The organism is Haematospirillum jordaniae, from assembly GCF_001611975.1.
Lineage (GTDB): Bacteria > Pseudomonadota > Alphaproteobacteria > Rhodospirillales > Rhodospirillaceae > Haematospirillum > Haematospirillum jordaniae.
The window spans coordinates 285,136-299,700 of sequence record NZ_CP014525.1 but is presented as its reverse complement, the minus strand read 5'-3'; the positions used below and the strand labels follow the sequence as shown (position 1 = coordinate 299,700).

At 54.0% G+C, this 14,565-nt stretch carries 12 protein-coding genes; 5 read left to right on the top strand and 7 right to left on the bottom strand.

The window, feature by feature from the left end; genetic code table 11:
• Window positions 1–504: 504 nt before the first annotated feature.
• Window positions 505–1,215 (top strand): cytochrome b/b6 domain-containing protein, encoded by a 711-nt coding sequence (locus AY555_RS01470; RefSeq protein WP_066132473.1) that lies wholly within the window; start codon window positions 505–507, stop codon window positions 1,213–1,215.
• An 80-nt stretch (window positions 1,216–1,295) separates the two neighbouring features.
• On the opposite strand, the gene AY555_RS01465 is transcribed toward AY555_RS01470, so the two are convergent.
• A complete protein-coding gene (locus AY555_RS01465) occupies window positions 1,296–1,742 on the bottom strand; it encodes a c-type cytochrome (protein WP_066132471.1) in 447 nt (148 codons plus the stop codon).
• A 246-nt stretch (window positions 1,743–1,988) separates the two neighbouring features.
• Between AY555_RS01465 and AY555_RS01460 the strand changes: the two genes are divergently transcribed.
• The 3 genes from AY555_RS01460 to AY555_RS01450 all read left to right on the top strand — a co-directional run bounded on the left by AY555_RS01460 (window position 1,989) and on the right by AY555_RS01450 (window position 4,463).
• Window positions 1,989–2,591 carry an LOG family protein gene (locus tag AY555_RS01460; RefSeq protein ID WP_066132468.1) on the top strand — a complete coding sequence of 201 codons (603 nt, stop codon included), beginning with the start codon at window positions 1,989–1,991 and terminating at the stop codon, window positions 2,589–2,591.
• Between the two features lie 177 nt (window positions 2,592–2,768).
• Window positions 2,769–3,986, top strand: a complete 1,218-nt coding sequence (locus tag AY555_RS01455; RefSeq protein WP_066132465.1) for an NADP-dependent isocitrate dehydrogenase — start codon at window positions 2,769–2,771, stop codon at window positions 3,984–3,986.
• Between the two features lie 51 nt (window positions 3,987–4,037).
• Window positions 4,038–4,463: an organic hydroperoxide resistance protein gene (locus AY555_RS01450; RefSeq protein ID WP_066132462.1), complete on the top strand. Its 426-nt coding sequence runs from the start codon at window positions 4,038–4,040 to the stop codon at window positions 4,461–4,463.
• 35 nt (window positions 4,464–4,498) lie between these two features.
• Here AY555_RS01450 and AY555_RS01445 read toward each other — a convergent pair whose 3' ends face one another.
• The 5 genes from AY555_RS01445 to AY555_RS01425 all read right to left on the bottom strand — a co-directional run bounded on the left by AY555_RS01445 (window position 4,499) and on the right by AY555_RS01425 (window position 10,398).
• A complete protein-coding gene (locus AY555_RS01445; protein WP_156483256.1) occupies window positions 4,499–5,632 on the bottom strand; it encodes an extracellular catalytic domain type 2 short-chain-length polyhydroxyalkanoate depolymerase in 1,134 nt (377 codons plus the stop codon).
• Between the two features lie 87 nt (window positions 5,633–5,719).
• On the bottom strand, window positions 5,720–6,580 hold the full coding sequence (nadC, locus tag AY555_RS01440; RefSeq protein ID WP_066132457.1) for a carboxylating nicotinate-nucleotide diphosphorylase: 861 nt from the start codon (window positions 6,578–6,580) through the stop codon (window positions 5,720–5,722).
• Window positions 6,577–8,178, bottom strand: coding sequence for an L-aspartate oxidase (locus AY555_RS01435; RefSeq protein WP_082811789.1), 1,602 nt, complete (start codon window positions 8,176–8,178; stop codon window positions 6,577–6,579). The genes nadC and AY555_RS01435 overlap by 4 nt, the downstream gene beginning before the upstream one ends.
• A gap of 1 nt (window position 8,179) precedes the next feature.
• Window positions 8,180–9,181 (bottom strand): quinolinate synthase NadA, encoded by a 1,002-nt coding sequence (gene nadA / locus AY555_RS01430; protein ID WP_066132452.1) that lies wholly within the window; start codon window positions 9,179–9,181, stop codon window positions 8,180–8,182.
• A 176-nt stretch (window positions 9,182–9,357) separates the two neighbouring features.
• Window positions 9,358–10,398: an NUDIX hydrolase gene (locus tag AY555_RS01425; protein WP_245176932.1), complete on the bottom strand. Its 1,041-nt coding sequence runs from the start codon at window positions 10,396–10,398 to the stop codon at window positions 9,358–9,360.
• Window positions 10,399–10,586: 188 nt separating this feature from the next.
• On the opposite strand from AY555_RS01425, the gene AY555_RS01420 reads away from it, so the two are divergent.
• Window positions 10,587–12,422, top strand: coding sequence for a sensor histidine kinase (locus tag AY555_RS01420; protein WP_066132449.1), 1,836 nt, complete (start codon window positions 10,587–10,589; stop codon window positions 12,420–12,422).
• 37 nt (window positions 12,423–12,459) lie between these two features.
• On the opposite strand, the gene htpG is transcribed toward AY555_RS01420, so the two are convergent.
• Entirely contained in the window at window positions 12,460–14,340 is a 1,881-nt protein-coding gene (gene htpG, locus AY555_RS01415; RefSeq protein WP_066136336.1) for a molecular chaperone HtpG, read from the bottom strand.
• Window positions 14,341–14,565: the final 225 nt, after the last annotated feature.

Below are 14,565 nucleotides of genomic sequence, written 5' to 3'. Positions count from 1 at the left end.
GACCAAGCAGAACCGACTCCAGATCCGATCTTTGCGATACGAACCCGGTAACCTATGAGCGTGTGGTGGAGTGTGCAGGCACCCTGCTCGTAACTGCATAGCAGCATTGTCAGGCCCGCGTCAGCGCATCTTTGGCATATGGGAAGCCAAAAAATGCCGCTTTTCATGCTCTTAATCCGTGGGTTCCCAATTAACGGACCAAGGCAAGGACCCCGACATGAACAAAGGTGCCATTATGGCCACCACACGTCGCACCGCCCGTGCTGGTCAACCTATTGACAATCAAGGTTTTCCTGCCCGGACTTCATCTGGCACTAAACGCACGGGCACCCGCTTCGCGGCGTGTCATGCTACAGCGCAGGCGCAAACCTGCATTGTTTTGCAGCATTTGCGCGAACGAATTATGGGGGGTACACTGTTATGTGTCAAGGGGAGCGTCTCTCGCCTCTGGTATAGTATTATGATCTATTTACAAAAAGTTGAAGTATGTAAAGGAGGTTCTTTATGAATGGTGATGACAATGGAGTAAAGGTCTGGGATTTGCCGGTAAGGCTTTTTCACTGGTCTCTGGTCACATGTGTTCTGATGCTGTTCTTGACGGGAGAGATTGGCGGCCTTGATTTCAGCATGCCATTTACGGGTATGTTGGTCGGAAATATGGATCTGCACATGACCTTGGGAAGTGTTGTGCTGGCCTTGCTGATTTTTAGGGTGTTGTGGGGTCTCGTGGGGTCATCAACAGCCCGTTTCATTCACTTTGTGCGCGGTCCATCTGACGTTCTGGATTACCTGCGTGCACTCCTTCGTGGTGAATTGCCGCGGCATGTGGGGCATAATCCTGCCGGCGCCCTTATGGTTTTGGCACTGTTAGGTGTGCTCTTCCTGCAGGTTGGAACAGGGCTTTTTTCCAATGATGATATATTCTCCGAAGGTCCTTTGGCACATCTGGTCGGCAAAGATGTCAGCGATCTGATGACAGAGCTTCACGAGGCTTCGTTCAGTCTTTTGCTGTTGTGTGTGTCGCTACACATCAGTGCAGCGCTGTATTACCGGATACGGGGGGAAGATCTGGTAACGCCAATGATAACAGGCCGGAAACATTCTGCCGATATCCCGGCCGATTCCCCGCTGCCAGCGTTTGTCGGGCCGGTCTGGGCCGCAGCTCTTTTTGCTTTTTCGTGCTTCATTGTGTGGGGTGTCATTCTGAGGCTGTGATGTGAGCCAAGCGACGAGCCCGCGCATGTGTTATATCACGTGGGAAGGAGCGGTTACTTCCCACGTGACCGTAAGACGATTTACTTCTTGTTTCTGAATGTATCGTGACAGTTCTTGCAGCTCTTGCCGACATCCCCGACAGCGGCCTGCACGGCAGGCATATCCCCGGATGCAGCGGCTGTTTCCAGTTTGGCTGTGCTGGCTAGCATCATCTGCATGGCTTCATCAAATTTTGCACTGTCAGACCAGATTGTGTCCTTGGCTGTCGTATCTCCGCCACTGGTTTTTTCCTTGAAGGCAGCGCTGCTCATTTTAGCTGCTGCCGACAGGCCGCTGGCGTGTGTTGTTAGGTGCTCTTTATGTGGAACTTGTTCCTTGATGATGGCTACGATCGAATTCATGTGAGCCCCTATGATCTCCATATTGTTCTCACGGTATTTGATGGTTTCTTTTTCGCCAGCTTGTGCGCAGATCGGAAGCGCCAGCAGGCAAGATGTAGCTAGGGCCATGAATTTAATAGCTTGCATGAGATGGTTCCTTCGTATGGTCTTGTCTAAGAGTGTGAATAACGACACTTTACTGACAAATATGGCAGAATTTTACTAATATTTATTTTAAAGTATCGAAAAAAATCGTCCATGCTGATGTTGTGTTATGCTAATTGTTTTGATGGACATGATTTGTTGTCATGTTTCTTGATAGATTGAAAGTATTCTGAACATAATCCGTGCGTCGAACATTTAATTTGATTTCTAACAATCGGGAATCCTGACATGTCTTTATTGCAGTCATCCTTACATGCTCTGTGTGTTTTTTGTGGATCCTCTTTTGGTTCCAGCCCGCGCTATGCCGATGCCGCAAGTCGTTTGGGAACTCTTCTTGGGGAGAACGGAATTCGCTTGGTTTATGGCGGTGGTGCCGTTGGCTTGATGGGAACTGTTGCCAAGGCCTGCTTGGAAGCAGGTGGAAAGGTAACCGGTATTATTCCGCAGCATCTTGCCAGTGCCGAGGTGGCAATGGAAGGTCTGACCGAATTGATTGTTGTGCCGGACATGCACACGCGCAAGCGCATGATGTTCGAGCGCTCTGATGCCTTTGCTGTTCTTCCCGGTGGTTTCGGGACCATGGACGAGACGTTCGAGATTCTGACTTGGAAGCAGCTCAAGCTCCATGATCGCCCGGTTGTTATTGCGGATATAGGGGGGTACTGGACTCCGTTCCTCCGTTTTAATGAGTCCATGGCCGCCGAGGGGTTCGTGCGGCCCGAGGGACTTGAGCTGTATTCGGTTGTCAGTAACGTAGATGATGTTCTGCCGGCGGCACGTAGTAATCTTGATCTGGCCAGCCGTGTGCATGAAAGGGTTGGGTTGTTTTGATGTTGCTTGTCCTCTTTGTTTTTCAAGTCAGTAGATAATATGGGTTCGGCTCTTGCGTGACAGGTGCTGTTGCGCTTAAGGTTCGTGCATCCGCCTGATTTCCTCAGGTGGGCCGGGCCGAGCCGATTCCTCCATCCCGGGCGTGTGGTCATCCTCAAACCGTAAAAGGGTCCGAACATGAGCAAGATCAAGGTCGCCAAGCCGATCGTCGAACTCGACGGCGACGAGATGACCCGCATCATATGGAAGTTTATCAAGGACAAGCTGATCCTTCCGTATCTAGATATTGACCTGAAGTATTATGACCTCAGCATCCAGAAGCGTGATGAGACCGCTGACCAGATTACGGTTGATTCTGCCAATGCAATCAAGCAGTACGGGGTTGGTGTCAAGTGTGCGACCATCACACCGGATGAGCAGCGGGTTCAGGAATTCAGCCTGAAGAAGATGTGGAAATCCCCGAACGGGACAATCCGCAATATTCTGGATGGAACCGTATTCCGCGAGCCTATTATCTGCCGTAACGTTCCCCGTTATGTCCCCGGCTGGACCAAGCCAATCGTCATTGGTCGCCATGCTTTTGGTGACCAATACCGTGCGACCGATTTCAGGGTTCCGGGCAAGGGCACCCTGACCATGACGTTTACGCCGGATGGTGGTGGTGAGCCTGTCCAGTATGAGGTTTTCAAGTTCCCAGAGGCCGGGGTGGCCATGGGCATGTACAATCTGGATGAATCTGTGCGTGGCTTTGCCCGGTCTTGTTTCAATTACGGACTGATGCGGAGCTGGCCAGTTTATCTATCCACCAAGAATACTATTCTTAAGGCATATGACGGACGCTTCAAGGACTTGTTTCAAGAGGTTTTCGACCGCGAGTTTGCCTCGGAATTCAAGGCGCGGGGCATAACCTACGAGCATCGTTTGATCGATGACATGGTTGCCTGCGCCATGAAGTGGTCCGGTGGTTTCGTCTGGGCCTGCAAGAATTACGATGGCGATGTGCAGTCTGATACTGTAGCACAGGGTTTTGGGTCGCTTGGCTTGATGACATCCGTTCTTCTTAGCCCCGATGGTAAAACAATCGAAGCCGAGGCCGCTCATGGCACTGTGACGCGTCACTATCGCCTGCATCAGCAGGGGAAAGAAACGTCGACAAATCCTATAGCCTCGATTTTTGCATGGACTCGTGGCCTGAAATTCCGTGGTGAGTTTGACAATACGCCACAGGTTATCAAGTTTGCGGAAGCTCTTGAGACCGTGTGTGTGGAGGCGGTTGAAGACGGCAAGATGACGAAGGACTTGGCTATTCTGATTGGTCCGAATCAGCCGTGGATGACGACGACCCAATTCCTAGAAGAACTGGATGGTCGCTTGCGTCGCAAGATGGGAAGCTGACTAGGGCGGTCGGATGGTCTGTTCGCTTGGGTTCACTACGGAGCATGTTCCATGTCTATTCCGCAGGTTCTTTACCGTGCCCACGCCAAGGCGACGGGGGGTCGCAATGGTCATGCCTCGATCCCGGAAGCTGGTCTTGAGCTTAAACTGACCAGTCCCAAGGAGCTCAATGGTCCCGGTGGTGAGGGAGCGAATCCAGAACAGCTGTTTGCTGCCGGGTATAGCGCGTGTTTTCTTGGGGCCATGAAGTTTGTTTCGAACCGGGACGGCATAGCGATGCCAGCCGACGCCAGTATAGAGGGGGCTGTTGGCATCGGTCCGATCCCGGACGGCTTTGGGATAGAGGTTGAGCTGAAGATTTCGTTGCCGGGTATGGATCGTGCGGCGGCGCAGGGCTTGATCGACAAGGCTCACAGGGTTTGCCCGTATTCCAATGCCACCCGTGGGAATATTGATGTTCGGTTGACCCTTGCTTAGCCCCTCAGGAATCTTGGTGGTTCGGGATCTCTGGATCAGCGGGATGCAAGTTGTCCGGCTGGCATCTTCTGCGCTGGTTGCTTTTTGCTTTCCATGGGCAGTGATGTTAGCTGGTTGATCATGGCGCGGACGGATCGTATCTGGATGCCGTCACGGTTCAGGTAATCTTGGTTGGTGTAGCCCCACCAGTCCCAGCACCCCGCTGGGTTATAGAGAGGGGCTGCGCTGACTTGGGGGTACAGCACAACAATCCGGTTAGTGGCTGCCCACTGGTTGTAGCCTGTTTCCGTAAAAAAGCGATTTCCTATAAAAAATTGGTTCTGTTGGCATCCATGGAAAGCCACGTGCAGCCGGCAGGATTCCCCAGCTGTGCAGTCATCAGGAATAAAGACATGACCGGTTTCATGCATGCCGTCCCGTGTTGGTGTATTGGGAACGAACGGGCGTTGTGAGAAAGCGAACAGCGTCCCTCGATCTTTATCAGCAGGGTGTAGGGTCTCGTCCATCAGAAAGGACAGGGCCCGACCCGCGCCGTCCATATGACAGTCATTGATATAGGGCAGGCGTGTCACAGGGCATGGGACAGAGCCTTGCAGGCTTAACATTCCGTGGCCGGCGTTCACATCAAAGAGTGTTTCTATCTGAGAAGCGGGCATCAGTTTCCCGTACCAGTTTTCCAGTGCCTGCATAACCGCTTGGGGAATTAGGGTGTCATTGATTCCTGAGAACAGGAAAACACGATGCTTTCTGATGTTTGATAGCGCATCAATTTTGTTCTGCTCTTCAAGTTTTTGCGCCCCGTTCATCAATGCCAGCGTATCGGGAGGCCCCATAAAGCTGCTGATAGGATTCCATGGCATGCCAACAAGATTCTGGCAATGAGCTGCCGCTTCTGTCAGCGTCGCCATTGTACCGTCACCGCGGGCACACCCGAAAGGCCCTCCGCCAAAAACAGCGGCTCCCTTGATTGTTGCTGAGTGTGCAACCTGCATCTGCACAGCCATAAACGCGCCAGAGCTCAGGCCGGAAACGGTGATGCTATCGGCTTCAAGTCCTAGTGGGGGAAGATTGATGGAGGGGGGAGCGCTGCCTGCCCAAGATCCGGAACATACCGTGATAATGCCAATCCACGCCATAACGGCAGGCCATAGGCTTTGTCCCCGTTTCATGTGCTCACCCCTATCAGGCACAGTGATGCCATTATGATAACAGGGGTTGATGCTTATGGGGAGTCATCTCCATATAGGTGTATTTGTTTACAGTGGTGCCACGTCTAGGCCGATATCAAGCTGGCGTACGCTGTGCGTGAGGAAGCCAAGAGATATGACGTCTACACCGGTCGCCGCAATGTCTGCGATGGTATCAGGAGTTATGCCACCGCTAGCCTCTACAACAAGGCGATGGTTTACCATGGCAACGGCCTGCTTCAGGGCATCTGGTGTCATGTTGTCAAGCAGGACGACGTCAACAGACAGTGAGGGTGGAAGAGACAAGATGTGCTCCAGCTGATCCAGGGTATCGACCTCGATCTCTATTTTCACCATATGACCGACATGCTCGCGGACACGCCGAATGGCCTCCTTGACAGAACCAGCCACTGCAATGTGATTGTCCTTGATCATGACGGCATCATCCAGGCCAAAGCGGTGATTAATTCCGCCACCGGTCCGGACAGCCCATTTTTCTAGAATGCGAAGCCCCGGTGTTGTTTTGCGGGTATCGGCGATTTGTACCTTGTGTGGTTGCGCGTTCTGGACGCAGAGCCGTGTTACCGTGGCAATGGACGAAAGGCGGGCCAGAAGATTAAGGGCGACCCTCTCGCCGGTCAGGATGGAGCGGGCTGAGCCTGTAACCACAGCAACAACTGTTCCGGACTCAACATCATCCCCATCTTTTGCCAGGCTTTGGAAGGTCAAGGATGGATCTACCAGCATCATGGTTCGTTCTGCGGCAGCAAGACCGCACAGGCGCCCTCCCTCACGGAACCGGAATTCAGCCTGCATGGTCAGATGTGGTGGTGCAATGGCATCGGTAGTGATGTCACCGGCCCGTCCCATGTCTTCGCGCAGGGCTTGTTGAAGGATTGGATCAAGCAGAAGGGGGTGTGGTGCGCTCATGGCAAGAAAGGCTCCGGCACAGTGTGGGACGAGAGAGACGTCATGGCCCCTGTGCCATGGTGCGTGAGTGTAGCGGGTGTCAGGATTTGCTTGTTACGGTGTGCGAGGGCAGGGTCACGATTGGGGAAGTCTATGCGCATATGTGCTCCCCGGCTTTCCTTGCGTTCTAGGGCTGCAGTACAGACAAGGCGGGCTGTTATAAGAAGGGAGTGTGTTTCCATGGCTGCCCTTGGGTGCATCCCGCTTGGGGCTTTTGCTGTTCGTTCATCTAGGAAGGCAAGCATGCGCCCCATTTCCTTCCCGTGGCGACTGATCCCCAGTGCCTGACCAGCCAGAAGGCGCAAGGTTCCAAGGCAGCCAGGATCGGGCAGGGTGTTCAAAGGTGTACGATCCCTCTGCTCCACTTTGTATTTTCTGCCAACAGAAGGTGTGGATTGAATATCCGTAGCCGCCCGTTGCCCAAAAACCAGAGCCTCGGGCAGGGAGTTCGAAGCTAGGCGATTGGCACCGTGGATGCCCGTACACGCAACCTCTCCGACAGCCCACAGCCCTTGGCAGCTGGTTCGTCCATGACAGTCTGTTACGATACCACCCATGGCGTAGTGTGCGGCGGGTTCTACGGGAATTGGTGTCCGTCTGGGGTCCAGCCCATGTGACCGACAGATTTCAATCACCTGAGGAAACGTGTTGCCATCTTTTTTGGACAGGGCAGGGCGTAAATCCAGAAAGACAGTTTGTCCGCGCAGGCGTTCGGCTTCTATGGCGCGGGCAACGATGTCACGCGGGGCCAGCTCATCGACAAAGCGGTGTTCGTGTTCATTCAGCAAAATGGCGCCAGCCCCGCGCAGTGCCTCTGTCAGTAGGGGAAGGCGGGAGAAGCCGTGCATGGTGCGAGATGGAACGGAAAGGGCCGTTGGATGGAACTGCATGAACTCCATGTCTGCGATCATGGCCCCGGCCTGAGCGGCTATTGCCAGACCATCACCCGTATTTTCCACAGGGTTGGTTGTGCCGGGCCATAGCTGCCCCCAGCCGCCCGTTGCCAGAACAACAGCCCGGGCTGGTTGATGGAACCATCCCATCGTGTCGCTGTACAGCCAGATACCATCTATGCGGCTGTCTGTTGATGTCAGCTGTGCAGCCATGGTTGATGTCAGGACCGCTATATGCTCTGCAGCCTGCCCCTGTTTGACCAACCAGGACGCCAGACCTAGGCCAGATCGATCGCCATTGATGTGAAGAATCCGATTGGTGGAATGGGCCGCTTCCCGCCCCAAGCAAAGCGAACCATCTTCCTTGCGGTCGGCGGGCAGCCCCTTCTTTAGCACCTCCAAGAAGTATGATGCACTTTCCCTTGCCAGTAGATGGGCCATTCGCGAATCTGTAAGGCCCGCCCCCGCTGCAATGGTATCGGCTGCGTGATCTTTCACGTGATCGTCCGGAGACAGTACAGCCGCCATTCCCCCTTGGGCCCAAGGCGTTGAGCCTGAGATGATGGCATTGGTTTTTGTGATCAGAACAACCGGAAGGGGCGCCAAGGCCAAGGCTGTTGCCATGCCTGCGGCCCCGCTTCCTACCACAACGACGGGCTGATCCATGTTACGAACGCCCGACAGCCAGCATCCGTTCAACAGATACCCGGGCACGGCGTGCCAGTTCGGCCGGAATATCAATGCGTGGCTCCAGCGTTTGCAGGCTGTTTGCAATAGTTTCCAAGGTAATGCGCTTCATGTGCGGGCACATGTGGCAGGATCGGATAAAGTCTGTTTCAGGATGGGACTTCATCAGATTGTCCCCCATCGAGCATTCTGTGATCAGAAGGACCCGACCGGGTTTCTCCCGTTCCAGGTAATCTGCCATCTGGGCGGTTGAACCGGCAAAGTCTGCGGCTTGGATCACGTCAGATGGACATTCAGGGTGGGCAATCACAACCAAGTCATTGTTGTAGTCTTCGCGGATGCTGTGTATGTCCTCGGGACGATACTGTTCATGCACCTCGCAGGATCCATCAAAGGGGATAATACGGACATCAGTCTGGGTCTGAACCCATGCGGCCAGATAGCGATCAGGCAGAAACAGAACGCTGTCGCTGCCGGTTTCGCGGGCAATCGCCTCCACAATCCGTACGGCATTTCCTGATGTACAGCAGATGTCTGCTTCGGCTTTTACGGCAGCCGAGGTGTTGACATACACACACACAGGTACCCCGGGCCATTGTTGTCTCAAGGCCCGGATATCATCTGGTGTAATAGATTCAGCCAGTGAACACCCTGCGCGCATATCCGGGATCAGGACCGTTCGTGTCGGGTTCAGAAGCTTGGCTGTTTCTGCCATAAAGTGAACCCCGGCGACGACGATAACCTCCGCATCTACCTCAACGGCTTTCTGCGCCAAGGCCAAGGAGTCCCCCGTGATGTCGGCGACGCCGTGGAAAATTTCCGGGCGCATATAATTATGGGCCAGAATAACAGCCTGACGCTCTGCTTTCAGGGCCTGAATGTGTTCGATAACCGGTGTTATCAGGGACCATTCCATTGGCGTCAGCATGGACTGCATGCGCGTATAGAGAAGGTCAAGATCCGGTTTCCGGGGCATATTCATAGGAAAAACTCCCGATGATTCCTTGCCGCCTGTGGGAAGCGGGCAGAATCGTGCTCATCCTGAGTATAATCAATATGCTCTTCTAGAGTATATTGATGGATGTGGCAAGAGGAATGTGAGACCGGAAACAAAGGCACAAATGGTTATGCCTGCTCCATCCATTATATATCAATGCGCTAGGATTGTTCTCCGCGCACAACCGGGACGCCAATACCCAGCGTGCGGCGTTCCAGGATAGCGGCGCGGCGGAATCGGAACAATTCAGCTGGACGACCACGTCCCTGGGTCTCCATTTGTCCTGTTGGTTCCACCAAATCCATGCTTGCAATGGTCCGCCGGAAATTCTGCTTGTGAACCGTGGTACCAAACAAGGCTTCAACAACGCGCTGAAGCTGTAGCAGGGTAAAGGTATCCGGAACCAGGTCAAAAACAACCGGGCGCCATGCCAGCTTGCCCCGCAACCGGGTCAGGGCACTGGCCAGAACACGCCGGTGATCCATTTCCATGGGTTTGCCCAAGGTGGCTATCACGTTTCTTTTGGTGTCAGGCACAGGCGGGGCTTTTTTGCCATTGGCTTGAGTCAAGGCATCGGCATCACGCCGAGATTCATGGACCAAGCCGGCTTCGTAGAGAAGTTCGTAGCGATCCAGAGCTCTAACAGGATCGAATGTGCCGGGGGCTGTCGTTCCGAAGGCAAGATCAATACGGTCCAAGCGGTGTTTACGTCCGGAGCAGGCCTGTTCCTCTGCCCATGAGCGCAGGCATGGCATGATGACACGATCAATCAGTTCCGGACGTCCTGCTCGCCAGTCCTCCCATGGCAGAAAGCTGTACCAGTCATGCCATGTTGCCTTGTTGTGCTTGTTGGTTTCTGTTTCGCGTGTCAGGGCCAGATATGCGATTGAAACTAGGCGTCCGGCTCCGTGTAGTTCCTGCGGATCACGATTCCGGCCCCCGAACGTGTACAACTGCTCCACATATTGCAGTGCCAAGCCCGTTCGTGTTTCGACCCACTGCCGGCATCCATGATCAAGGCTACGATGGCTGGCCGGATCAAAAGGGCCGCAGGGCAGTGTTCCTGCAGAGGCATAATGGGTATGGCCTGTAACATCGAAGTGCGAAGCTTGATCTCTGGCAAGCAGGATCCGTGGAACATCGTCGGTCACTGCGGCGATGACTGCCATAAGGGACAGTGATACCGAAGGTGTATTGGACACAGGAAGCAGGCTCCACTCAGATCATGAAAGACGTGATCGCCCCAGGCACCGGACGCCCGGACCATCCTATGCAAACCATCGGTTCTGGCAAGGGGGATGCTTGACTATACACCACAGGGCTTGTCCACGAGAACGCTTCTGCCATAATCGCGACCGGGCGGATGGGGATTGCCGGGGGGAACGGACCAATGCTTGATATGCCAACGTTATGGGTATCGATGGTGGCGATATCCACCCTGATGGCTGTAACGACCGGCATAATGGCCTTTGCGCCAGGATGGCGTCCTATTATGGCACCTTTATGCCTCTCCCAGATACTCAAGGCCTTGGGCAGTTTTCTGCTTGTCCTGCGTGGATCTGCTGGGGACTGGTTGTTTGTCATTGTCGCCAATATTTTTTTGCTGGTGGTTATCGCCCTGTCTCTTGTCGTGGTCGACCGTCTCAGTGGTGTGCGCCGTTCGTTCCGGGTTGCATTGGCGTCGGTACTTGGTGTGGTTGTTTTCGCCTTGCTGATTACTTGGTTCACGATTGTGGATCCTAGCTTGCCGGCACGTATGGTTCTTATGGGAATCTTTGCGGCCTTTTTCTGCTGGGTTGCAGCATGGAGGATGTTTTCATCTGTCGAAGGTGAAGCGGGCACGGTTGGCGCCATTATTCTTTTCTTCTTGGGTGTGGCCATGGGCAGCCGCGGAATGTATGGGGTTTCTCTGCCGCCCGGTATTGATTTTCTGCAGCTTGGTAACGTTAATTCCGTGACTATCCTTGTCGTGGAAATGCTGCAGTATGCTGCTATTGTTGCCTTCAGCTGGGTTATGACCAGCCGTTGGCAGGCAACTGCCGTGGCTGCGGCCCGGGCAGGTGCAAAGGCAGAGCGTGCGCGCGAAGAGGCGGACGTCCGTTTTCAGGCTGTCTTTCGTCAGGCTGCCGTTGGCATTGCCCTGATGGATCTTGATGGTCGCATTGTTGTAGCCAATGATGCGTTTGTCTGCCTGTTTGGGTATGACGCCTCTGATCCCGTTCTGGGTCTTTCATGCCATGATTTTTCTTTCCCAGAAGATGTACAGGCCGAGCGGGATGTCATTTCCTCCATGCTCAGGGGCGAATGCACAGTCAGTCATGTTGAGAAACGTGGCCTGCATCGTTCTGGCCGGGTTATCTGGGTTGACCGGATGTTGAGCTTGGTATGCCGTGCGGGTGGTGATCCGGTTAGCCTTGTTATGTCTGTTGTTGATGTGACGGAGCAACGTCATGCTCAGGCTGCCTTGGTCGAGGAACGCGCTGCCCTGCGCTGTAGTAACAAGGATCTGGATCAGATTGCAGCCCTTGTATCCAGCCATATCAGAGGCCCGGCTCGCTCCATATCTGGCTATCTTGGCCTGTTGGAGCGCCGTATAGAATCGCTTCTGGGTGAGGGAGAGCGTGAGTATCTGCGTTTGGCATCGGAGGGTGCGTTATGCATAGACCGGTCCCTTGACGGCCTTCTGGACTACATATCCCTGACGCGTGTTCAGGCGCAGGTGAATCAGGTGTCTGTCGTGGATGTTATCAACAATGTTTGCGATGCTCTCCGGGGGCAGATTGAAGCCGCCGGAGCCTTGGTGCGGGTCATCGGTACGGGTGCCGATGTGCGTTGTAACCGTGACATGCTGTGCCGTGTTTTTTGTAATCTTCTTGATAATGCATTGAAGTACAAGAAAGCAGGACACGCACCTGAGATACGCTTTTCTGTCTGCTGCACAGAACAGGGGGTGGAGGTGTCTATTGCTGATAACGGCATTGGCATTCCGGATGATGAGCAGGTTAATCTTTTCGATTTTCAGCCGAGAGCCAGTTCCGTTACAGAATATGGCCGATGTGGCATAGGGTTGGCTGTCAGCCGCAAGATTGTCGAGAGTCTCGGCGGCAATATCCGTGTTTCGTCAGCTATAGGACGAGGCTCGACGTTTGTTGTTTTTCTGCCGTTGGCAATTTGCGAGAAAAAGCCGGAAGCAGCAGGCATTCTGGACGCCATAGCAACAGCCTGACCGGGTTTTGTGGTACCGGTCAGGCTGTCTTTTTCAATTAACCCAGTCCTTGTTCCATCAGGCGGGCCATGCGTCCTGCAAAGGCGGCGGGGTCAATGGGCAGTTCCCCTTCAACAATCCGCGCCTGATCCAGTAAGAGAAACGCTGCATCTTCCAGTGCCGGACTGGTTGTTTCTGCATTGGCCCGGGCAGCCAGGCTACGGATCAAGGCATGCCCTGGATTGATTTCTAGGACCCGTGCAGCGGCTCCATCTGTTTTTTCACCCCTGTGCTGACGCATCAGACGTTCTAGATGAATGGACATTTGGCCTTCGTCCGAAACAAGGCAACACACAGATGTTGTCAGACGTGACGATGGACGAACATCCTTGACCCTGTCGCCCAGTGTTCCTTTCAGCACGGCAACCAGCCGGTCCATTTGATCGGTTGGTGGCACATCTTTTTCTTCGTCAGGCTTGCTGTCCTCGCACGCAATTGCATCCAGATCGGCTGCGCCGCTGCTAACGGAACGGAACGGCTTGTCACGGAATGACGGCACCATGCCGGTCCAGAACTCATCAATCGGGTCAGAGAGGAGAAGAACTTCGATCCCGCGTGCAAGATAACCCTCCAGCTGAGGGCTTTTACACAGGGCTTCTGTGGAATCGCCTGTTATGAAATAGATGGCTTCCTGTCCATCCTTCATCCGCTCTAGGTATTGTGTCAGGCTGACAGGTGCATCGCTGGCTGTGGAATGGAAGCGCGCCAGTTCCAAGATATCGTTACGCCGCTCAAAGTCTTCGTACAGGCCTTCCTTGAGGACAGGGCCAAATGTTTTCCAGAAAACAAGCCAGCTGTCCGTGTCATTGGCCTTCTTGCTCAGATCGGCAAGGAGACGTTTGACCAAGCCGGTGCGGATCTTCGACACCATCGGGTTGTTTTGCAGCATTTCACGGCTGACGTTCAGTGGCAGGTCAGCACTGTCCACGACGCCGCGCACAAAACGCAACCAAGCTGGCAGAAGCTCTTCGCAACTGTCCGAAATCAGGACCCGGTTGGCATAGAGCTTCACATGCTGGCGACGGGATGGTTCGAACAAGTCCAAGGGTTTTTCGGACGGCACAAACAGGAGGGCCGTGTATTCCAAGGTTCCTTCAGCACGGTAATGCGTTGTCATCCATGGTGTGTCAAAGGCATGAGCAACGTGTTGGTAGAAGTCCTTGTACTGATCCTCTGTGATGTCATTGCGGTTCAGTGTCCAGAGAGCCGAGGCGGTGTTCAGTGTTTCATCATCGCTTTTGCCATCATTGCCGCCCACCAGAATGACTGGCAGCCCGATGTGCTCGGAATAGGACTTTACAACCTTGCGCAGGGTCCATCCTTCCAGGAACTCTTTTGCCTCTTCTTTGAGGTGCAGAGTAATGACGGTGCCACGTGTGGCACCGGGGGCTTCTGTCACCGTGAAGCTGCCGCGCCCGTCACTGGACCATTTCCATCCCTGTTCTGAGCCGGCCTTGCACGATACAACTTCGACCCGGTCGGCGACCATGAAGGCAGAGTAGAAACCAACGCCGAACTGGCCGATCTGGGTAATATCCTTGCGGGCGTCGCCGGACAGTGACTTCAGAAATTCGCTGGTGCCGGAACGGGCGATGGTTCCCAGATTGGTGACAAGTTCATCACGGCTCATGCCGATGCCATTATCAGTAATGACCAAGGTTCCCGCATCCCGATCGGTTTGTAACCGTACGGTGAGGGGACTGTTTTCAGCAATCAGCTCAGGCTTGGTCAGGGCCTCATAACGCAGCTTGTCGCAGGCATCCGAGGCATTTGATATCAGCTCTCTCAGGAAGATATCCCGCTGCGAATAAAGAGAGTTTACCACTATATCAAGCAGGTTGTTGACCTCGGCCTGGAAGGTCATCGTCTCTTCGGTGATCGTCATGGTTTTCCTCTGGTCATCATGATTGTTTCGGTTGCAGGATGCGGTACATCCGTGTTTCTTCCACAGGTAGGGGCCCATATGGTGGAGATTCCCATATTTTGCAAGGGGCAAGAAATATCTTCCGGTGAAGGTTGTTGATGCCTGTTGCGGCGCTGGGGAAAAGGGATCAGAATATGAAGGTAAGTGAATCAGAGTCGTCTTTATAAACAGACGGTTGTC